Origin of the sequence: uncultured Mycobacterium sp., assembly GCF_964249325.1 — a bacterium.
Taxonomy (GTDB): Bacteria; Actinomycetota; Actinomycetes; order Mycobacteriales; family Mycobacteriaceae; genus Mycobacterium.
The window spans coordinates 1-20,755 of the sequence record NZ_CAXUCH010000002.1; the positions used below are offsets into that span (position 1 = coordinate 1).

Annotated in this window: 19 protein-coding genes and 5 pseudogenes; 13 read left to right on the top strand and 11 right to left on the bottom strand. The window is 64.0% G+C overall.

The features are described from left to right. Positions 1–49 precede the first annotated feature (49 nt). The 5 genes and pseudogenes from ACFE99_RS00495 to ACFE99_RS00515 form a co-directional block, all read right to left on the bottom strand. The gene (locus ACFE99_RS00495; protein ID WP_375481383.1) at positions 50–766 is read right to left on the bottom strand and encodes a class II aldolase/adducin family protein; all 717 of its coding nucleotides are present in this window, start codon (positions 764–766) and stop codon (positions 50–52) included. Next, a complete protein-coding gene (gene hcaB / locus ACFE99_RS00500) occupies positions 763–1,557 on the bottom strand; it encodes a 3-(cis-5,6-dihydroxycyclohexa-1,3-dien-1-yl)propanoate dehydrogenase (RefSeq protein WP_375481385.1) in 795 nt (264 codons plus the stop codon). Before hcaB ends, ACFE99_RS00495 begins: the two co-directional genes overlap by 4 nt. Next, positions 1,554–1,817: pseudogene (locus tag ACFE99_RS00505) on the bottom strand (dihydrodiol dehydrogenase). Before ACFE99_RS00505 ends, hcaB begins: the two are co-directional and overlap by 4 nt. Beyond that, positions 1,814–2,338: a 3-phenylpropionate/cinnamic acid dioxygenase subunit beta gene (locus ACFE99_RS00510; RefSeq protein WP_375481388.1), complete on the bottom strand. Its 525-nt coding sequence runs from the start codon at positions 2,336–2,338 to the stop codon at positions 1,814–1,816. Before ACFE99_RS00510 ends, ACFE99_RS00505 begins: the two are co-directional and overlap by 4 nt. After that, entirely contained in the window at positions 2,335–3,675 is a 1,341-nt protein-coding gene (locus ACFE99_RS00515; protein WP_375481390.1) for a Rieske 2Fe-2S domain-containing protein, read from the bottom strand. The genes ACFE99_RS00510 and ACFE99_RS00515 overlap by 4 nt, the downstream gene beginning before the upstream one ends. 276 nt (positions 3,676–3,951) lie before the next feature. Between ACFE99_RS00515 and ACFE99_RS00520 the strand changes: the two genes are divergently transcribed. Further along, positions 3,952–4,911, top strand: a complete 960-nt coding sequence (locus ACFE99_RS00520; protein ID WP_375481392.1) for a Rieske 2Fe-2S domain-containing protein — start codon at positions 3,952–3,954, stop codon at positions 4,909–4,911. After that, positions 4,908–5,393 carry a hemerythrin domain-containing protein gene (locus ACFE99_RS00525; RefSeq protein WP_375481394.1) on the top strand — a complete coding sequence of 162 codons (486 nt, stop codon included), beginning with the start codon at positions 4,908–4,910 and terminating at the stop codon, positions 5,391–5,393. The genes ACFE99_RS00520 and ACFE99_RS00525 overlap by 4 nt, the downstream gene beginning before the upstream one ends. A gap of 11 nt (positions 5,394–5,404) precedes the next feature. Here the strand turns inward: ACFE99_RS00525 and ACFE99_RS00530 are convergent, their stop codons facing one another. After that, on the bottom strand, positions 5,405–6,166 hold the full coding sequence (locus ACFE99_RS00530; protein WP_375481396.1) for a class I SAM-dependent methyltransferase: 762 nt from the start codon (positions 6,164–6,166) through the stop codon (positions 5,405–5,407). Between the two features lie 64 nt (positions 6,167–6,230). Between ACFE99_RS00530 and pcaH the strand changes: the two genes are divergently transcribed. From pcaH to ACFE99_RS00560, 6 genes and pseudogenes are all read left to right on the top strand, one after another. After that, positions 6,231–6,980 (top strand): protocatechuate 3,4-dioxygenase subunit beta, encoded by a 750-nt coding sequence (gene pcaH / locus ACFE99_RS00535; RefSeq protein WP_375481398.1) that lies wholly within the window; start codon positions 6,231–6,233, stop codon positions 6,978–6,980. Continuing rightward, positions 6,973–7,533: a protocatechuate 3,4-dioxygenase subunit alpha gene (gene pcaG, locus ACFE99_RS00540; RefSeq protein WP_375481400.1), complete on the top strand. Its 561-nt coding sequence runs from the start codon at positions 6,973–6,975 to the stop codon at positions 7,531–7,533. The genes pcaH and pcaG overlap by 8 nt, the downstream gene beginning before the upstream one ends. Beyond that, positions 7,530–8,759 carry a lyase family protein gene (locus ACFE99_RS00545; protein ID WP_375481402.1) on the top strand — a complete coding sequence of 410 codons (1,230 nt, stop codon included), beginning with the start codon at positions 7,530–7,532 and terminating at the stop codon, positions 8,757–8,759. Before pcaG ends, ACFE99_RS00545 begins: the two co-directional genes overlap by 4 nt. Next, positions 8,756–9,538: an alpha/beta fold hydrolase gene (locus ACFE99_RS00550; protein ID WP_375481404.1), complete on the top strand. Its 783-nt coding sequence runs from the start codon at positions 8,756–8,758 to the stop codon at positions 9,536–9,538. The genes ACFE99_RS00545 and ACFE99_RS00550 overlap by 4 nt, the downstream gene beginning before the upstream one ends. Then, positions 9,535–10,009, top strand: a pseudogene (locus ACFE99_RS00555) (3-oxoacid CoA-transferase subunit A); the annotation flags it as partial. The gene ACFE99_RS00550 and the pseudogene ACFE99_RS00555, both read left to right, overlap by 4 nt. Before the next feature lie 60 nt (positions 10,010–10,069). Next, positions 10,070–10,769 (top strand): annotated as a pseudogene (locus tag ACFE99_RS00560) (CoA-transferase). Here ACFE99_RS00560 and ACFE99_RS00565 read toward each other — a convergent pair. The 4 genes and pseudogenes from ACFE99_RS00565 to ACFE99_RS00580 all read right to left on the bottom strand — a co-directional run. Continuing rightward, positions 10,761–11,918 (bottom strand): site-2 protease family protein, encoded by a 1,158-nt coding sequence (locus ACFE99_RS00565; RefSeq protein ID WP_375481406.1) that lies wholly within the window; start codon positions 11,916–11,918, stop codon positions 10,761–10,763. The pseudogene ACFE99_RS00560 and the gene ACFE99_RS00565 sit on opposite strands and share 9 nt — an antisense overlap. Before the next feature lie 50 nt (positions 11,919–11,968). After that, on the bottom strand, positions 11,969–12,856 hold the full coding sequence (locus ACFE99_RS00570; protein WP_375481408.1) for a universal stress protein: 888 nt from the start codon (positions 12,854–12,856) through the stop codon (positions 11,969–11,971). A 46-nt stretch (positions 12,857–12,902) separates the two neighbouring features. Next, positions 12,903–13,082 (bottom strand): annotated as a pseudogene (locus tag ACFE99_RS00575) (CBS domain-containing protein); the annotation flags it as partial. 109 nt (positions 13,083–13,191) lie between these two features. After that, a pseudogene (locus ACFE99_RS00580) lies at positions 13,192–13,601 on the bottom strand (sensor histidine kinase); the annotation flags it as partial. 107 nt (positions 13,602–13,708) lie between these two features. Between ACFE99_RS00580 and gap the strand changes: the two are divergent. The 5 genes from gap (at position 13,709) to ACFE99_RS00605 (ending at position 19,609) form a co-directional block, all read left to right on the top strand. Continuing rightward, complete coding sequence (gene gap / locus ACFE99_RS00585; RefSeq protein WP_375481410.1) at positions 13,709–14,716, top strand: type I glyceraldehyde-3-phosphate dehydrogenase; 1,008 nt, start codon at positions 13,709–13,711, stop codon at positions 14,714–14,716. Between the two features lie 135 nt (positions 14,717–14,851). Further along, positions 14,852–16,192, top strand: a complete 1,341-nt coding sequence (locus ACFE99_RS00590) for an acyltransferase (protein WP_375481412.1) — start codon at positions 14,852–14,854, stop codon at positions 16,190–16,192. Between the two features lie 278 nt (positions 16,193–16,470). Next, complete coding sequence (locus tag ACFE99_RS00595; RefSeq protein WP_375481414.1) at positions 16,471–18,285, top strand: AMP-dependent synthetase/ligase; 1,815 nt, start codon at positions 16,471–16,473, stop codon at positions 18,283–18,285. 120 nt (positions 18,286–18,405) lie between these two features. After that, positions 18,406–18,690 (top strand): DUF1876 domain-containing protein, encoded by a 285-nt coding sequence (locus ACFE99_RS00600; RefSeq protein ID WP_375481416.1) that lies wholly within the window; start codon positions 18,406–18,408, stop codon positions 18,688–18,690. A gap of 79 nt (positions 18,691–18,769) precedes the next feature. After that, the gene (locus tag ACFE99_RS00605) at positions 18,770–19,609 is read left to right on the top strand and encodes a universal stress protein (RefSeq protein WP_375481418.1); all 840 of its coding nucleotides are present in this window, start codon (positions 18,770–18,772) and stop codon (positions 19,607–19,609) included. Between the two features lie 78 nt (positions 19,610–19,687). Here ACFE99_RS00605 and ACFE99_RS00610 read toward each other — a convergent pair whose 3' ends face one another. Next, positions 19,688–20,641, bottom strand: a complete 954-nt coding sequence (locus tag ACFE99_RS00610) for a universal stress protein (RefSeq protein WP_375481420.1) — start codon at positions 20,639–20,641, stop codon at positions 19,688–19,690. Positions 20,642–20,755 lie beyond the last annotated feature (114 nt).

Below are 20,755 nucleotides of genomic sequence, written 5' to 3' on the forward strand. Positions count from 1 at the left end.
GCGACAATGCCCCACGCACCACCCATGACTTGACACCACCTACAGCCAGCTAGTCGATTCGGGCGACCTCGTGCCGCCACACGGCGTCGACGTTGAAACCGGGGCCTAAGTCAGGCAGGTCGTCCCAATCCCGCTCGTCGATGTCGCGCAGGCTGCCGCCGGCCGCCCGCACCCGCAACGACATGCGCGCAAGCGCGTCAAGGCTGATCGCCTGCAACACGGCCTGCTGCACAGTGCTTGCGGCACTGGTGATTCCGTGGCCGCGACAGATGACAATCGGCTGACCGCGCATCGCGGCCACCATTTCCTTGCCTAGCGCGGAGTTTCGGATCAACGCCGCCCGCTCGTAAACGGGCACTCCGTCGCGCGCCAGCCGTGCCCCCGCAATGTCGTAGGCGCCGTAGATCGGTCGCATGGTGATGCCGGCGAGATCGGCGGCGACGACGGCCGCGGGGTGCAGATGGGCGACTGCACGCTGATGTGGTTGCGCGAGCAGCGTTTCGACGTGGATGGCAAGCTCGTTGGGCACCCGGTAGCCGTCGAGTTCGCCGGCTGCGCCCTCGGTGCCGTCGAAGCGGATGAGCCGGATGTCGCTGGGCCGGGTGAACGCCACACCGGTATCAGTGTCGCTGCGGCAGCGGACGAGCAGCCGCTCGTCGTCGACGCGCAGGCTGAGGTGACCGAGAATGCCGTCAACCAATCCGCGGGCCGCCGCAACCCGGCAGGCTTGGGCGACCAACGCGCGCTGCTCCTGCAGGTCCGTCACGACAGCGCTCCGAGGCCGAACCCGCCGTCCGGGTGCGCGGTTTCACCAGTGATGCCGCGCGACCGGTCCGAGGCGAAGAACACGAAACTCCACGCGTGGTCTTCGGCAGACAGCGCAACGTTGAGCGGGTTGCGCGCGGCCAGGTCGCGGGCGCGGTTGGGGGCGTCGTCGAGGCGGATCTCGTCCAGCCCGAGGCTGGAAAGCCCCCGCAGGTCGGTGCCGAGTGTGCCGCCCGGTGCCACACCGTTGACCCGTATTCGCGGCGCCAGCTCATAGGCGAGGGTGGTGACCAGCCCGCGCACCGCGAACTTCGACGACACGTACAGCACCCCACCGCGTCCGGGATAGAACGACGACGCCGACTCGGTCAATATGATCGAGGACCCGTCTTCGGCTTGCAGCGCGGGTAAAGCTGCTTTGACCGATTGCAGAAGGCTGAGCACGTTGGCCTGAAACATCTCATCGAAAGCCGCCGAAAGGTCGTCGGCGTCGATGTCGCCGATTCCCTTGTAGAAGTCGAAGACTCCGACACAGTTGACCAGGGTGTCGAGTCCGCCGAAGGCCTCCACCGCAGTGGCGACCGCCAGATCGTTGGCTGCGCGGGTGATGGCGTCGCCTTCTACTACCGGCACTTTTTTCAGGTCGTGCCGCACCGCGTCGCATTTATCCGCATCACGTTCCAGCACGGCGACTTTCGCGCCTTCGGCGTGGAACGCGTCGACGACGGCCCGGCCGATTCCTGAGCCGCCGCCCACGACCAGCGCGCGCTTGCCGTCCAGCCAGTCGGTCATGGTTGCTCGTCCGGGTCGGGCATCAGCGGGCCGTTGACGTTGCCCACCATCGCCGCCAGGGTTCGGGTGTTCTGCCGGGTGAGCGCCTCCACTTCGAGCGCGTCAAGGCTGATGCACTGTCCGTAGCGAGGCGCGGTGATCTACAGCCGTGACCCGTTGCGGGTGTCGACTCGGCGCAACACCACTTCGGTGAATTCGTTGGCAATGGTGATCGGTTCACCTACCGCGCCGTTGATCAATTGGGCAAGTTGGTCTGTCATAAAAACACCGCCAGGTTCTGCATGCGCAGCACCGACTCGTCGACGAGAATGGTGCGCCGCGCGAGTTTCCATTGTGCGCCGCAGCGGCGCAGCACGTCTTGTCGTCCACACGACACCAGTGCCGCCTCGTTGACGTCACCGCGACTGCGGAACAACAGTTCGGCGGATTCCACGACCAGATGCGCGTCGTCGTGGCCGGCGAAGGTGCGCACATTCGTGACGAAGTGGCGCAGCCGCGATGGCGGATCCTCAGTCCAGGCATGCTCGGTCGTAAACCGGGCAACCCGCCGGCTCAGCGAGTACTTGTTCTCGTCGAAATGCGCCATCCCCGGCAACGTATCGAACCCGGCGCCAAGAGCGGTGGTGACACGCACCGGCATGACGTAGCGGATGTCATCGGTCAGCGAGTCCAGCCATGCGCCATAGTCCTGGGCGTCGAGCAAGTATGCCTCGTCGACCAGGAATTGGTGCGCCTGGAGGTGCCGAATGTCGTCGAACGGCAGGGGCTTTCGAGGCGTCATGGCGTCTGAAGATAATCTGCCCACAGCTTGAGCAGCTGGCGTTGGTTGTTTTCGTTATAGCCCACCTGCGCGTGTCCCGGGCCGTGAAACGATTCGGCAGAAAGCGCCTCCACCACCGGGCGGTCGTCGCCTAGCAGTCCCATCCGGCTGTTCAGCAGCAGCCGACGTGCCATCGAACCGCCCGCAGTGTTCGTCAGCGACACCCAGTTCTCGACGTCGTCTTGTTCGAACATGCCTGTCGACCCGAAACACATCAGGTAGGCCTGATAGGACTTGTGCTTGTATTCGGGGGCCGCTGCGGAGTCCACGGCGAACCACGAGCACACTTCTGTCTCGTTCTCGCTGATCGGTTGCCACAGGCGAATTGAGATGAACGGCACCACGTGGTCCTCTCCGATTTGGGAGCCGTCGCCGACCTTGGGCCAGTTGTGCACGAAGCTGAGGTTGGGGAAACAGGAGGCAGCCGAGATCATGAACCCGTCGTCGCCGATCATCCGTTGCTGCTGTGGCGTCCAGACGTCTTTGGTCCGGGTGATCATGTCGTCGGGGTAGCCGACGTAGCGCATGCGTTCTTCGAAGCCGCCAGGCGGGAGCTTGTAGGTGGTGCCGCCGCCGCTGCCGGCCCAGTAGGTGGCGCCGTCTTTGCGTTTCTGTGCTTTGGGCTCACGGAAAAGCCCGATCTCGACGATCGAGGTGTGGGTGTGGGGCGTGTGGTACATGTCGCCGGCGAAGTTTTCGGCGCCGATCTTCCAGTTGGCCTTGATCCGCCAACGCTGGGGTCCCCGTACTTCGAGGCCTTGCCGGCTCTGCTTGGTGTAGAAGTCCAGATAGAACGTGAAATCGCCGAGAAAGTCCTCGAGCGGTTGCGCGTGCGGATCCATGCTGATGAAGATCAAGCCGTTGTACGTGGCCAAATTCGGTGCAGCAAGCAAGGTTTGGCTTTGCTTGGCCAAGCCGTCGTCGCCGCCGTAGGCCTCGCGGTGAAACGGAAGCCCAATGAGCCGGCCGTCGTTGCGATAGGACCAGCCGTGGTAGGGGCAGCGGAAGTTCGACGCATTGCCCATCTCGGCGCGGCACAACTGCATTCCGCGGTGAAGGCACATGTTGAACAGGGCACGTACAAGGCCCGCAGAATCGCGGGCGATGATGAACGAGTCGCCGAGCACTCGACGCACGACGTAGTCGCCGTCATGGGGGATCTCCGACTCGTGGGCGACGAATATCCAGCTCCGGCTGAACAGCCGCTCTTTTTCCAGCTCGAAGGTTGCCTGGTCGTTGTAGATGTGGGCCGGAATCACCCCGCGGCGGACGCTGTCGAAGACCCGGTGATCGACCATGTCATCCTATCTGCTATGCAGAGAGCTTTTCTGCTAAGAAGAGCATGCCGCAGGACGACGGGTGGGTCAAACCGTTGCCGCGGTCGGGCTCCCTGTGAGTTGACTGCGTAAAGCGATGAACTAGAACTGAACCAGCAAAGCGCCCTGCTGGGACTTACCGGCGCTAAGGCCGGCGAACCGCAAATGCGGAGATCAGTCAGCGCCAACTTGGGCATATCCAGAGGCTTGCGTAAAGTATCGTCGTCTGCCACCGCGTCTGAGGAAGGAACGGTGCCCATGGTTCAGCGCTCCGACCGTCAGCTCCAGAAGATTGGGGCCCGAGTGCTGGCGTTCATTGGCCGTCAGGAGTGGCTGGATCGTCCGAGTTACCGGCTCGAGCACGGGCTCAGCTTCGCCTACAACGCGCTGGGAGGTGCGCGCGACCGCGTCACCAACACGTTGAACGGCGTCTGGCTCGGGCATCCGGTCCATCCGCCGTTGGCGTCGCTGACCAGTGGGGCGATCGGCACGACCGTGGCGCTGGACGCGATCAGCATGCTGCCGGGCCGACCCCGCTCCGAGGTGCTTGACGCGTCGCGGCTCGCGTCGCGGGCGCTGGGCCTGGGCATCGTGGCGAACCTCGGGTCCGCGGTTACCGGCGTGACCGACTGGCAGCACACTCACGAGGAAGAGCGCCGCATCGGGCTGGTGCACGGCGTACTGAACCTTGTGGCCACGGTCCTCTACATGGTGTCGTGGTGGGAGCGCCGCCGCGGCCGCCACGTGTGGGGAATCGCGGTCAGCGCCGTCGGGTACGGAATCACCGTCGGCAGCGGCTACCTGGGCGGTGCATTGGTGTTCGAATCAGGTATCGGCATCGACCAATCCGGTAAGCGGCTGCGCACCGCAGAGTGGACGCCGGTGCTGCCGGTGGACTCCCTGCATGACGGTAAGCCGCAGCGGGTCGAGGTGGACGGTGTGGGACTAGTGTTGTGCCGCAATGGCGATGGGCAGGTGACGGCATTCGGCGAGTTCTGCCCGCATCTGGCCGCACCGATGGCCGACGGCTGGATCGATCGGGGCCGGATCGTATGCCCATGGCACGGTTCGCGTTTCGATGTCGAGTCCGGAGAGGTGCTGCGTGGCCCGGCGGCGGCTCCGCTGCCGTGTTATCAGACGCGGATCAACGACGGGATGATCGAGCTGCGTGGCGACGGCCAGCATGCCCTCGCGGCGGCGGAAGGAGTGGCTAAGTGAACGCGTACACGGTGCTGCAGGACCACCACAAAGTGATCAAAGGGCTGGTCAAGAAAATCAGCGCGACGCCACCGGATAGCGCTGAGCGCCAAGAATATCTCGACGAACTGCTCGTGGAGTTGGACATCCACTTTCGCATCGAAGACGACCTGTATTACCCAGCGCTGTCGGCGGCCGGCGACTTGATCGCGATCGCGCATGCCGAGCATCGCCAAGTCATCGACCAACTGGCAGTGCTTCTGCGGACGCCGCCGAGCGCGCCCGACTACGACGACGAATGGCGTTCCTTCGCGATGGTGCTTGAAGCGCATGCGGACGAAGAGGAGCGCGACATGATCCCCGCTCCGCCGCCGGTGCAGCTCAGCGACGAAGACCTCGACACGCTCGGTAACCAGATGGCCGGTCGCATCAAGGAATTGCGTGACTCGACCGTCCACAAGCTGCGGGTCAAGGGCAGAAAGGCGCTGCTGCGGGCGATGTAGCCGAATACCGCTCAGCGCCCACCGATTCCGGCCATCATCATCGGAGTGAATACCCGCCTGTTCTCGCGCAAGCGGGCGCTGGCAGCGTCGGCGTCTTCGGCCGACAGCAGGCCGGCTTGGACAACAGCGTCCCGCACGCTTTCGAAAGACAACCTGAAGAAGTCGAAGCTCTGCGAGCTGGAGTCGATCACCCGAGCGCGCCCCTCACCGCGAATGTCGGACAGGCCCGCGGCGGCCATGTCGTCGAAGAGGCGGCGGCCATAGCGCGGTTCGAAGCCGGCTCGCTGCATGAAGGTGATGATCGCCTCAGTAACCCGCTCGAACTGCGGATCGGCGTCGTCGAGTCCGAACCCGGTCCAGTCGTAGTCCTCGACAACCAGCCAGCCGCCAGGCCGTAGTGCTGCGGCCAGCCGCGCGAGAATCTGGCGGCGCTCCGTGAGATGTTCGAGCACCAGCCGGGCATGCACCAAGTCGAACTCGTCTTTCGACAGTTCGTCGGTGCGGAGATCCAGGCGGCGGATGACGATCGCGTCGCCGGCGAGCGGTTCGATGAACCGCGTGTCGATGTCGATCGCCGTGACCATGGCGCCGCGGTCGGCCATCCACTGCACCAGTGAGCCGCCACCCGCCCCGACCTCGAGGCATCTCCAGCCGGCGGCGATGCCGAGCTCGTCGAGCAGGGCCTGGCTGCCGGGATCCCAGAGGCTCTCAATACCGGCCAGCCGCGCCCGCTCCTCGGCGAAGCCCTGGTCGTACACATACTCATGTGGCACGGCTTAAGGCTATTGCGGTCAATCTGGTTGAGCCCGCCCGGTTGGATGGTTAGCGTCACGCTTAATGGAAGCTGCAGCGGAGCGCGTCGGATCCCAACGTGACATCACAGCGGAGGTCGCGCGCATCGCAGCCGGCTACCAGGGGGGAGAAACCCAGCCGCGGCTGAACTACCCGCCCTACCGCAGTAGCGCGTTGCGCCATCCGGAATCTCCGTTCGTCCGCGTGGACCCGGAGCAGATCGAGCGTTCGGCTCCGTGTTTCGGTCATCGCGACGTCGAGCCGCTCGACGCAGACCTCACCGCCGGCCATGCCGGAGAGCCGATCGGGGAGCGCATCATCGTGACCGGGCGGGTAGTTGATACAGCGGGCAGACCGGTGGCGGGCCAGCTCGTCGAGATTTGGCAGGCAAATGCCAGTGGCCGCTACCACCACCAGCGCGACCAGCATCCAGCCCCACTGGACCCGAATTTCACCGGCGCAGGCCGCTGCCTGACCGAACCCGACGGAAGCTACCGGTTTTTGACCATCAAGCCCGGCCCTTATCCCTGGCGCAATCACCACAACGCCTGGCGCCCGGCGCATATCCACTTTTCCGTCTTCGGAACGGCTTTCACGCAGCGGTTGGTTACCCAGATGTATTTCCCGGGCGATCCGCTCTTCGGGTTGGACCCGATCTTTCAATCCATCGTCGACCCCGCTGCCCGCAGCCGGCTGATCGCCACCTATGACCATGCCGTCACGGTGCCCGAATACGCGACCGGCTACCGCTGGGACATCGTGCTGGGTGGAACTTGGACTGCGACCGATGGCTAGCCTGGTCGAGACCCCGGCGCAAACGGTCGGCCCGTTCTTTCACCGCGCCTTGCCATATGACGGCGACAGCGCCTTGGTCACCGACGCCCACGCGGGCGCCGTCCACTTACACGGAATGGTTTACGACGGCGCCGGCGATCCAGTCCCCGACGCGCTGGTGGAACTGTGGCAGCCCGACTCCGACGGCAATGTCGTCCAACAGCCGGGCTCACTGCGACGCGACGGCCGGACGTTCACGGGGTGGGGCAGGTCGGCGACCGACCCAGGCGGGCGCTACCGCTTCAGCACGGTGGCGCCGGGGTCAGCGACTCCTGGGCGACCAGCGTTCTTCGCGATCGCGGTGTTTGCGCGGGGACTGCTGAACCGGTTGTTCACCCGGGCATATTTGCCGGGCGGCGACTTCGAGGCCGATCCGCTGCTGGCCGGTCTGGACCCCGCCCGCCGCCGAACCTTGATCTGCATCGGCGAAGCCGATGCGGTGTATCGCTTCGACATCCACGTTCAGGGCCGCAACGAGACGGTATTTCTGGATCATCGCGGTGGTCGCCGATGACCAACTTGCTGTGGCCCGGAGACGGGCGCGCCGGCGATCTCATGACCGACCGGGCGCTGCTGCAATCGATGGTCGCGGTGGAATCTGCTTGGCTGAAGGCCTTAGTCGACGCCGGCCTTGCCCCCGTCGGGTGCGCCAGCGTTGACCTGTCGCAGCTGGTAGGGGAGCAGGATTGCGACACGCTTGCCGAAGCTGCCGAGGACGGCGGCAATCCGGTCACCGGTCTGGTCGCGTTGCTGCGTGAACGGGCCGCACCGGCGGTGCGCTGGTGGGTCCACCGCGGCCTCACCAGCCAGGACGTTCTCGACACCGCGCTGATGCTGGGTATCCGGGCGGTTGTCGAACATCTGAGAAAGCTGGTGGTGGAACAGATTTCGGTATTATCCGGGCTTGCGGCAACCCATCGCAGCACGCCGATGATGGCCCGCACCCTGACCCAGCACGCAGTGCCCACGACGTTCGGGGCGAAAGCCGCCGGGTGGCTGAACGGTGTCATCGACGCCTATCGGCAACTAACCGCGCTTGCTACCCCCGCCCAGATCGGCGGTGCCGCCGGAACATTGGCCGCCACCACGGAGTTGGCAACGCTTGCCGGCAGCACCGACGACCCTGCGGAGACGTCGGTCCGGCTCGCTCAAACTGTGGCCAGTGCAATGGGTTTGGACGCCCGAATGCCCTGGCATACCACCAGGACACCGGTGACCGCCGCCGCAGATGCACTGGTCGGGTGTACCGACGCCTGGGGCCATATCGCGTCGGACGTCGTTATCCTGGCCCGCCCCGAGATCGGTGAGCTGAGCGAACCCGGCGGCGCAAACCGGGGCGGATCATCGACAATGCCGCACAAGCGCAATCCCTTGCTGTCCATCTTGATTCGGCGGGCCGCCATCGCCGCACCCCCACTTGCCGCGACACTGCACACCGCGGCGGCGTTGGCGAACGACGAACGCCCAGATGGCTCTTGGCATGCCGAATGGGACACGTTGCGCACCTTGGCTCGCCGCACGGTCGTCGCCGGCTCACAATGCAGCGAGCTGCTGGCCGGTCTGCAAATCAATTCGGGTCGGATGGCTGAAAACCGTGCTGCAGAGCATGTTTCGAGTGAGCAACGGACTATCGCCGATTTCGTCGGGAAGCACCCGTCGGCAACCTATTTCGGCGCCGTCGACCGTGTCGTCGACGAAAGCCTGACACGGGCGCGGTCGATACTGCAGGACAACTCGTGAGCCCGCCCACCATCCGCGGCTCGGAGTTGGGCGGCGCACCCGGCCTACCGACCTTGGTGGTGGGGCCGTCGCTGGGCACATCGGTGCACGCGTTATGGGCCGCATCGGTGGAACGGATGGCGGACATGTACCACGTCGTCGGGTGGGATCTTCCCGGCCATGGCAACAGCCCACCACCGCGCAGCGCCTTCACCATCGAAGAGTTGGCTGCCGGCGTCGTCAAGTTCTTGGATCACACAATCGGCACACGCCGATTCATCTATGCGGGCGTCTCGGTTGCCGGTGCGGTCGGGCTGCAGCTATTGCTCGGACATCGTGAACGCATCGTTTCCGCCGCGCTCATCTGCACCGCGGCACGAATCGGCGATCCCGACGACTGGAAGAGCCGAGCGCAGGTGGTGCGGTCGGCCGGCACCGGCGAGGTCGTGGCCTTGTCGGTGCGGCGGTGGTTCGCGCCGGGGTTTTTCGAGCGAGATCCCACTTCGGCACGGGCGCTACTGGAGACGTTGCGGCAGGTCGACGACGACGGCTATGCCCGTACCTGTGAGGCGCTCGCCGAATTCGATGCCCGCAACCGCCTCGGTGAAATCGACACCCCGATCGTCGCTGTGGCTGGTGCACACGACATCGCGACGCCGCCGGATTCGGTGCGCATCATCGCCGCCAAGGTTGCGCGCGGGCGGTTCGTCCAAGTGGCCAACGCCGCTCACCTGGTGCCCGCTGAGCAACCCGGCCGGATCGCCGACGTGCTGGCGAAGCTGGGGAAGCGCAAAACATGACCGTTGTCATCACCGACTCAGCTGCAGCCGCCGTCGACGGTATCAAAGACGGCTCCACCGTTTTGATCGGCGGGTTCGGCATGGCGGGCATGCCCGCAACACTCATCGACGCCTTGATCCAGCAAGGTGCAACCGATCTGACGGTGGCGAGTAACAACGCCGGAAACGGTGACACCGGACTGGCTGCATTGCTGGCCGCGAGGCGAGTCCGCAAGATCATGTGTTCTTTTCCACGCCAGCATGATTCGTGGGTATTCGACCGGCTGTACCGCACTGGGCGCATTGACTGGAGCTGGGTTCCCCATGGCAACCTCGCGGAGCGGTTGCGCGCTGCCGGTGCCGGTATCGGCGCATTCTGCTGTCCCACCGCTGTGGGCACGCCGCTGGCCGAGGGGAAGGAGACGCACGATCGACGGCCGGGACTATATGCTGGAGTACCCGATTCACGGTGACTACGCGCTGATCGGCGCCGGAAAACGTCGTCACCCCAAGCATTTACGTTGATCGGATTTTTTGCAGACGGGCGGTGCCGTGACTACTGTCGAGCATCTCGATCGTGGTCCGCTCAGCCGCGACGAGTTGGCCGCAAGGGTGGCTGGCGATATCCCGGCTGGCTCAGTGGTCAACCTGGGCATCGGTCTGCCGACCACAGTGGCGGACTACCTGGCACCGGACGCCGGATCCTGCTGCACACCGAGAACGGGATGCTGGGCATGGGCCCGCAGGCCGTCGGCGACGAGATCGATCCCGATCTGATCAACGCCGGAAAGCTCCCGGTCACCGAATTGCCCGGTGCGGCGTACTTTCACCACGCCGACTCGTTCGCGATGATGCGCGGTGGACACCTCGACGTCGCGGTGATGGATGCCTTTCAGGTGTCTATCGTGGCGACCTCCCCAACTGGAGCGCCGGAGCCCCGGGCGACATCCCGGCCGTCGGCGGTGCGATGGATTTGGCCATCGGCGCCAAAGCCGTGTTCGTGATGATGTCGCTATTCGGCAAGGACGGTGCCGCCAAGCTGGTCCCGCGTTGCACCTATCCGCTGACCGGCATGCGCTGTGTAAGCCGGCTCTACACCGACTTCGCCACCTTCGACCTCGACCCGAAGGCGGGCCCCACCGTGCGCGAGACCTTTGGCATCAGCGTCGCGGATCTGGCGGCGCAGCTGAAAATGCTTGGCGCAACTGAAGTTTTGTCCCGCGGCGCTACGGCTTATCGCAGGTCAAATTGACGGCATACTTTGGGCGGCGAAGGCTTTGCGCAAAGCCAGTGTGCGCACGTCGATTAACCTGGTTAGGTCGCTTGCGGTCACGATGCCCACGACCTGACCGCGATCGACCACGAGCGCACGCCTGGCGCCCCTTTGCGCAAGCCGTTCCAGCAAGGTGGTCAACAGCTCATTCGGCGCAGCGGTGACTACCTGGTCCATCGGCACGGCGGCGTCACGCACCAATGTCGTGGCGCGTTCCATCACCGGCACCTGGCGCAATTGCGTCAGCGTGATCAATCCGATGATGCTGCCACCAGCGCCCTCTACTGGATATGCGGAGTGGCGGTCGCCCAAAACATAAGACTGGATGAAGTCGTCCACGTTGATCCATCCGGGAGCCGTGCGTGGGTTGGCGCTCATCGACTCTGACACGCGCACTCCGGCCAGAGACTGAAGCGTCAAAAGTCGGCGTTCTTCGCCATGCGCGGCGGTAAGCAAAAACCAGCCGATGAACGCTGTCCATATCCCGGTAAGGAACATCCCGGCCAAAAAGTCGATCAGCCCTAACCAGATGAGGGCGTAGGCGAGGATGCTGCCGCCCCGGGCCGCGCCGATCGCTGCGCGGGCCTTGTCGCCGTGGCGGCGCCACAAGTACGCGCTGAGGATACGACCACCGTCCAGAGGGGCACCGGGCAGCAGGTTGAACACGCCCAGCAAAAGGTTGATCCCGGACAACCACCAGGCGACGCTGACGGCCACATTCGCCGCCCCCAAAACCTGTAATACCGCGGCCAGTCCCGCGAAGACTCCCGCCAGCGCCAGGCTGGTCAACGGACCTGACACCGCAATCTGGAACTCCGCTTGGGGAGTTTTCGTTTCGGCGCCCAAACGAGTGACCCCTCCCAGGAGCCACAGCGTCACATCGGACACAGGTATGCCGGCGCGGCGGGCGAAGACCGCATGCATCAGCTCGTGCGCCAGTAATGACGCGAGGAGCACGACAGCACCGACGGCGCCGGCCAGCCAATAGGTCCGCGCCGAGTGGCCGGGCGCGGTGGAGGGCAGGGTGCTGGCCAGGCTCCACGTGAACAGCAACAGAATTACCAGTACGCTCCAATGGGCGCTCAGACGGAAACCCGCCACTTTTCCCAGGCGTATGCGGTCATCCATCTCGAATCTCCAGATCTCTTCTAGGAAGCAACGATTCCGATTCGTCGGCGCTAATGTCCCCGGGCAACAATTACCGGCACCTGCGCCGCCTGTGCCACTGCGGTGCTCACCGATCCGAGCAGCATTCCGGCGAATCCGCCACGGCCATGACTGCCGACGACGACGAGCTGCGCCTGCTCCGAGCGGTCGAGCAGGTGAGCGGCGGGCCTGGCATACACCACCGCGCGGTGCACGGTGACGTCCGGGTACCGTTCCTGCCAGCCCGCTAACCGTTCAGCAAGAATCTCTTCGGCCTGCGTTTGCAGCCCCGACCATTCGATGCCCGAGACATGCGCTATCTCCGCATCGCTCCAAGCGTGGATGGCCAGCAAACCGACTCCCCGCAACGATGCCTCCTCGAACGCAATCGCGGTCGCCAGCTCCGATGCCGGTGATCCGTCGACCCCGAGCAGCACCGGTGCATGCACGGCGCGCGGCGTCGGTGAAGCCGCGGAATGAATTACAGCGACGGGGCAGCGGGCATGATGGACCAGCCCGGTACTCACCGATCCAAGCAGCAAGCGTTGCAGGGTGCCCAGCCCGCGAGCACCTACCACCACCATGTCTGCGTCTTTGGACATGTCGACCAGCGTCGGCACGGGCCCGGAAAAGAAGAATTGGCTGTCGATTTCGGCCGGTCGACCGCCGACGCGGCGCCCTTCAGCTAGCTTGACCGCATCGTTGATGATGCTGCGCGCGTCGGCTTCCTGCCGTCGGCAGAACTCGTCAAGTGCTGGGACAGTGGGCCAGGGCAGTGTCGGTGCGGGCATAGCGCGGACGACGGTGAGCCGGAGCTTTCGCATCGCTGCTTCACGCGCAGCCCACTGGACAGCTGCATCGGAACCAGTTGACCCGTCGATACCGACCACGACGCCGAAATGTCGTTCCTGATTGTTCATATGGCTGGCCCTGCTAGGAAAACGGCGGCACGATAGGTTATTTCACGGCGAGGCATTTGACGCCGATGTCGCGGTCCGTGATCGTCCCGTGCAGACGATCGTCGTCACCGCAGATCGGCAGAGCGCCTACGCCGAGTTCGTGCATGTGTTTCGCTGCGATAGTTAGGGTTTCGCCCTCGCCGATACAGGTGGCTCGGGCATGCATAATGTCGCGGGCGGTGGTCATGGTTTCTCCCGGTCGCTCACCATGGCTGCTTTCTGCTTTCTCACGCTATGGCGGCGTAGTTCTGCTTCCTAGGGCCGTTAGGCCCTGCTACCCGGAGACTTTTGACAACTTAGAAGTCGATTAGCGGCGCCGACCAGTGAACGAGAGTTCCACCCTCCGGTGATGAGGTGATGCGGCACATGCCGCCGTCCTGCTCGGCGCGCCGACTCATATTGGCCAGACCGCTTTGGCGCTGGTTGTTGTCCGGGATGCCGCAGCCGTCGTCAACAACGTCGATGCTGATTTCGTTCGCGACGGTTACTTCGATCGTGAGATGGGTGGCGCCGGAGTGCCGGACAGCGTTGCTGACGGCTTCGGCGACGACGGCTTCGGCGTGCTGAGCTCGCGTGCGATGGTGCCCTGTACATCCATGCCGATGGCGAATAGCCGTTGGATGACTTGATCGTGCAGGTTGTGCGCAATGCGTTCGCGATCGGCCAGTATCGACAGCTCGTCTCTACTACTGGGCAGCGCGGCGACGAATGACCTTAAGCGGTGGGACTTCTTTCTCTATCTCTCTGTGCCTGTCAATGGTCGGATCGGACATGTGAGTTGCCAGGAAAGGCAGACGTAGGAGAGGTGTTGCTATGGCAGTTGTGGCCATCAACGGGCTGGGCCGCATCGGTCGGGCCACCCTGAAAGTTCTGTCCGACCTGGACGACATCCGCATCGCGGCTATCAACGACGTCGTCCCACTCGACAACCTGGCCTACCTGTTGCGCTATGACAGCGTCTACGGTCGCTATCACCGGCCGGTGTGTGTCGACGACGACGCGTTGGTGATCGACGGCGTGCGGATCCCGGTGTACTCCTGCCGCAACCCCGCCGAGCTGCCGTGGTCTGAGCTTGGCGTGGACCTGGTGTTCGAGTGCACGGGGGTGTTCCGGCGGGAGCCGGAGCTGGCGGCCCACCTGAAAGCGGGTGCCAAGTTCGTGCTGCTGTCGGCCCCGGCCCGAACGGAGTCCGTCACCACTGTGGTGCACGGCACCAACCGAGCGGCCCAGGATCAACAGATCATCTCCTGTGCCAGCTGCACCACCAACTGCATCACCCCGGTTATGGAGATTCTGCAGCGCCGGATCGGGGTGGCGCAGGCGGTGATGACGACGGTGCACGCCTACACCGCAAGCCAGCAGCTGATCGACGGGCCCTGCAAGGATCCACGCCGCGGACGCGGCGGCGCGGTGAATATGCTGCCTGCCTCCACCGGCGCCGCGCTGGCCACTACCCGAACACTGCCCGAACTGGCTGGCCGGTTTGACGGAGTGGCGGTGCGCGTGCCAATACCAGTCGGCTCAATAGCCGACATCGTGGCAGTCACCGTCCGGCCCACCGGTGTCGACGAGATCAATGACATCTTCCGTGACGAGGCCGACACCGATCGCTATCGCGGGATCGTCGGGGTCGCCGAGGACCCGATTGTGTCGACCGACATCGTCGGTGACCCGCGCGCCTCGGTGATCGACGCGGCGATGACGCGCGTGGTAGACGGCACGCTGGTGAAGGTCATGGCCTGGTACGACAACGAGTGGGGATTCACCAACCAGATGGTCCGCACCGCCCTGGCGGTGCTGGGCATCGACCGCAGGTTGTAGCCATGCACGCGACAGATAGCGGCAATTCGCCGTTGTCGGCTGGGGGGTAATGCTTGATGGCCACTTTATTCATTGCGCGTTATGGCCTGCGCCTTGACACTTCACCGTCTCGCGTCGGATTCACGCGGTTCGGAGATGTCACCGGCCACGCGCGCTCGACGCGGTGATCGGGTGACGGATCAAGCAACCACCGCGCGGCCGGTCCGTGATCTGTCGGTGGACTTTTACCGCGTGTCGGGTGTGGTGCTCATTGTGCTGGGTCATTGGCTGGCCGCATGTGTGACTTATAGCGGCGGACAATTCGGTCGACAGAACCCGCTCGTCGACCAGCCATGGACACAATGGTTGACTTGGCCCTTTCAGGCGGTGCCGGTGTTCTTTCTGGTGGCCGGATACGCCAGCGCAGTGTCGTGGGCTCGTCGGTGCGATGTCGAGCGGATACCGCGGTGGTACTGGCTTCGGCATCGATTGGCGCGAGTGCTCGGACCGACCGCCGTGTACGTCGGGCTGGTGTCGGTAATCGTGCTTGTTGTTGATGTCTGCGGCGTCGCCCGTTCTGCGCTCGATTACGCCGGGTGGGCGGTGGCAATGCACCTGTGGTTCCTCGCCGTTTACCTGCTTGTGGTGTCGCTGACGCCGATTGCTATTGCTGCCCAGCGACATTGGGGCTTGGCGGTGCCGGCAGCCCTAGCGGCGGCGGCCGCCGTGGTGGACGCCCTATCGGTACATGGCCACGTGCCTTATCTCGGCTCGCTGAACTACCTGCTGTGCTGGGGCGCGCTCTACCAACTCGGAATCGCTTGGCGCGAAAAGCTTTTAGCTGGCCGGAGACCCGTTCTGCTCGCAGCCGGATCGGCGACCGCGCTGGCATTGCTGATCGGGTTGGCACACTACCCGGTCAGCATGATCGGTGTTCCCGGCCAAGCGGTTCAAAACACCTCGCCACCCACCGTGGCGATGCTGGCATTCGCATGCGTCCAGGCCGGAGTGGCCGTGGCGGTCGCGCCTCTGCTAAGAGCGCTTCTGAGTCCGGCGGTCGTGCAGCGTGTATTGTCCGCCGCCAATAGCAATGTGATGGGCCTTTACCTGTGGCACATGGTGCCGGTCATCGTGGTGGCTCTCGTCGGCTATCCGTCCGGACTGTTGCCGCAACCGACCGAGGGAACCGCGGCGTGGTGGCTGGTCCGGCTGGAGTGGGTAGTGATCCTTTGCCTCGTGACCGCGGTCGAGATGGCGATGTTGTGGCGGGCGCGGCGCTTTTTCGCTGCCCCGCTGCCCATGTTCGGTATGCGGCTTGCGCGTCGCTGCGCCGAACCGCTCATACTGGCGGGTGCCGCAATGGCGGCTTATGGCCTGGGGTTCCTCGCCGCTGACGGCTTCGCTCCGGCTGGGCGTTTTGCTTGGATGCCGGCGCTGATCTTCGCTGGCGGCGTGGTCCTCGTTGCCCTTCGACCCGCAGCGGTCACCCGGCGATAGATCCCTTGGAGGAAGAACCAGCAATGCGAAGCCGAATTTAACTGCGCGACAGGCCCAATCATTCTGACTTGCGTCGAAAGCACGATATTGCCGGGCTTGTGCTCAGCGCTCGCTCGGCCCAGGCCTGCCACGTCGTTCGCCGCCGGCCAACCTGCCGCCCGGTCGAGGGCGACGCAAAACTATTCTCGTGAATACCAGATATTTCGAGCGTTGCCGAAGAGCACAATAAAAGTATCCAGCGACAGTTGCCGTCGCTTCGGGGACTACGGAAGATACCGATGACCGCCACCAACCTCCCCACCGCTACCGACGCAACGAACCTGGCTGCGCTTTTTCTCGATCGAGTCGAGACCACACCGGACAAGGAAGCTTTTCGCTACCCGACAAACGGCGAGTGGGTGTCGGTCAGCTGGCGAGACACCGCTGCCCGCGTGGAGTCGTTGGCGGCTGGGCTGTTGGGCCTGGGCGTGCGGCCCGAACAGCGGGTCGGTATCGCATCCAGCACCAGATACGAGTGGATCTTGGCCGATTTGGCCGTCATGTGCGCAGGGGCCGCTACTACTACCGTCTACGCCAACACCAACGCAAACGACACCGCCTACATCCTTGCCGACTCGGAATGCGGGATCGTCTTCGCCGAGAACGCCGCGCAACTGGCAAAGCTGACCGCATGCCGACGCAAGTTGCCAGCCATCACCAAGGTGGTGATCTTCGAAGGCTCAGCCGACGAGGATTGGGTGATCACGCTGCAGGAGTTAGCCGAGCTCGGAGCGAAGCATCTGGCCGACCAGCCGGCGTGTGTGCGCGACGCTGTGGCCGGAATTGCCCCGGACCGGTTGGCTACGTTGATCTACACGTCGGGGACCACCGGCCGGCCCAAGGGTGTGCGGCTAGACCACAAGGCCTGGGTCTATGAGGGTTCAGCCGTGGCTGCGCTGGATGTGATCGGCGAGGACGACCTGCAGCTGCTGTGGTTGCCGCTGGCCCACTCGTTCGGAAAGGTTTTGCTGGCCGCCCAGCTGGCGTGCGGGTTCGTCAGCGTTGTCGACGGTCGCGTCGACAAGATCGTCGACAACGCCGCACTAGTGAAACCCACTTTCATGGCCGCCGCGCCACGGATCTTCGAAAAGGCTCACGCACGCATCGTCACCACTGCACAGCAACATGGTGGGTTGCAAGCCGAGCTATTCGATAGGGCCTTCGCGGTGGGACTTGATGTGGACCGGCGGCGACGTGCCGGCCAACGCGTCGGATTGGCGACACGCCTGCAACACAAGCTGTTCGACCGTCTGGTGTTCGACAAGGTGCGTCAGGTCTTCGGCGGGCGGATCCGGTTCTTCGTTTCCGGCTCGGCGCCGCTGAATCGCGAGATCGCCGAGTGGTTCCACGCCGCGGGGCTGCTGATCCTGGAGGGCTACGGGCTCACCGAGACCGCAGGGGGCGGTTTCATCAATCGGCCGCATCATTACGAGCTCGGCACTGTCGGTCTGTCGTTCGACGGCACGGATGTACGCATCGGTGCTGATGGCGAGGTCCAGATCCGGGGTCCCAGCGTTATGGCGGGCTACCACAATATGTCCGAAGCCACGGCCGCTGCCTTCACCGAAGATGGCTGGCTGCGTACCGGAGACGAGGGTTGCCTGGATGACGAGGGCTTTCTCAGCATCACCGGCCGGATCAAGGACATGTTCAAGACCTCTGGCGGGAAATATATTGTGCCGCCGGCAATCGAGGAGAAGTTCATTGCGTTGTGCCCATATGCCAGCCAGTTCCTGGTCTTCGGCGACGCGCGTAACTTCTGTGTCGCGCTCGTCGCGCTCGATGCAGACGTGACTGCCAGCTGGGCCGCTGAACAAGGGCTGATCGCCGAGTCCTATGACGAACTGGTGAAGCTGCAGGCGGTGCGTGACTTGATCGACGAACACGTCGGCAGGCTTAATGGGGAGCTCAATAGATGGGAAACGATCAAGAAGTGGGCCCTGTTGGAGCGCGACCTGACCGTCGAGGGCGGTGAGCTCACACCGTCGCTGAAAGTCAAGCGGGGAGTGGTGGCCGAACGGTACAAGGAGCTCATTGACTCGCTCTATGCGTAGCGACGTTGTGACTTTGGGCCGTATCGGCTGTGACTTGCTGCCCTGACCAGTAGCCACTAGGGAAAGCATTATCGGAATGTGAATCGGCGAAACGCCGCGAATCACCCTGGAGGCCGGCACATGGAACATAAGGATTCACCACTTCAGAAGAAAGAATGGACGGTTGAGATCTCGATCGACGAACATGGCAAGCGCACCCGCGCTCGGGCCCGGTTACTCTGGCGCGGAAAACGTTTGACCGGCCTTGGCATCGCCCGAGTCAATCCCACCGACCGCAACATTCCCGAGATCGGCGATGAGTTGGCCGTTGCCCGTGCGCTGTCCAACCTGGCCGATGAGTTGTTCGCCGCCACGGCGTACGACATCCATACCGCCACCGACGAGCCCGTTGTTCTGGTGCACTAGCGGTGTGTACATCGACGGGACTGGTAGCGCAGTGCTTCGTAGACGCCTGGTGATAAGCGGAGAGCAAGGGTAGGCAAACGTGGCTACTGCCAAATCGATTGTGGTCGGAATCGATGGCTCACGGGCAGCGGTAGCAGCAGCCCAATGGGCTGCCGACAAGGCGAATGGGAACGACATCGCCTTGCGACTGCTCTACGTCATCGACCGACGTCGCGGTTTCACACCTAGCGTCATCAAGGCTCAGTCGGCGGTGGCGGAAGCTGCGTTGCAGGACGCGCTCACCGCGGTGGAAGCTACGCACGGTCAGCTCCGGGTCGAATTGGAGACCGTCGATGGCGATCCGGGGACGGTGTTGATCGAGGCGTCACGTTCCGCGGGATTGCTGTGTGCCGGCTCCCCGAAGGCTGCTCCCCACGGACCCAGTGATTCACTGGCCGCGATCATGGCCAGCTCCGCGCACTGCTCGGTGGCGATCGTCCCGGCCACACAGTACTCGGTGCAACCACGGACCGGTTGGATTGTGACTCTTCTGGATTCCTCGACATCCGATTACGAGGTCCTGCAGCATGCCATGGAGGAAGCGCGGCTGCGCGCTCTTCCCCTGCTGGCGGTAACGACGAATGGGCGTAGCGCGGCGAATATAGGGCGCGACCAGAAGGACGTTGAAGGTGACCGGCTAGACACCTCGCTTAAAGAGTGTCTCGGCAACTGGGCTGTGGGTTATCCCGGCATTGAAGCGCGTGTCGTGCACACAGACCAGTTGGTCGCGTACGTGACGGAACACCAAGCGTCGATCCGGTTGGTGGTACTGGGTGCCGAGCATCACCATGAGATTGCGCAATTGGTCGAACTAACTCGGTCCGGGCCGCTGCATGATGCAAACCTCTCGGTGTTGGTTGTCCGCGGCTTACAAGTGTGACGGCCGCGGGGGTTGCGGCCTTGCGAGGAAGCTAGGTCTGAATGTTCGCGAATGGCCTAGCGCAGTCTGGTGAAACCATCACGTCGACGGATAGGTACTCACCGATGACATCGGCGGCAAGCCAGTCGGTTGCCACGAACGTGCGACGATCACCGGCACACGGGCCGCGTGCACCACCGCCGTGCTCACCGATCCCAGCAGCATTTCCGCAAATCCGCCTCTACCGCGGTTGCCGACAACAACGAGTTGAGCTGACTCGGCCGCGTCGAGGAGGTGACGAGCCGGATGACCCGACACAATCCGGCGGTCAACGCTTACGTCGGGATAGCGTTCCTGCCAGCCCGCCAGGCGCTCGGCCAAGCTCTCCACTGCGTCTGCTTCCTGGGCCGACCATTCCGTGGTGCCAATTTCAAACAGGTCTGCATCGCTCCAGGCGTGCAGCGCGATTAAACCCACCCCCCGCCGGGACGCCTCATCGAACGCGATCGCCGTGGCCAACTCGGAAGCGGGTGACCCGTCAATACCGACCAGGACCGGCCGTTGGGAGAGCCGCATCGAACCCGGAGCAAAGTCGTGGATCACCGCGACGGGGCAGTGGGCGTGATGGACTAGCCCAGTACTGACCGATCCCAGAAGAACTCGGTCTAGCATGCCCTCCCCGCGGCAACCGAGCGCCACCATTTGCGCATCCTTGGATAGGTCGACAAGCGTCGAAACGGGTGGCCCCAGCAACAGCCGGCTGTCAATCTGGGGGCGAGGTCCGAATGCGAGGCTACCTTCAACGACTTTTACGGCGTCAGCAATGACCTTCTGGCCCGCCGCTTCCTGCTGTTGACTCAGCCCACTGGCAGCACTGACAGCATGTGCGCCAAAAACGTTCAGACGCCAGAGTTGGGCGAGGATGACGTGGACCAGGGTCAGCGGAACATTGCGCATCGTCGCCTCATGCGCCGCCCAGCGTACCGCCAGCCGGGATGACGCTGACCAATCGACGCCCACCAAAATACCCAAAGTCCTTGTACTATTAGCCATCTCGCTCACTTCCGTGGACTGCCGCTGGTCCATATGCCCGGCAAAAGCCGCCGTACGCTCAACCCGAATCGATTGTCAAGCGGCACGTCGCAGGTGCGGGTTCAAACTTGCCCC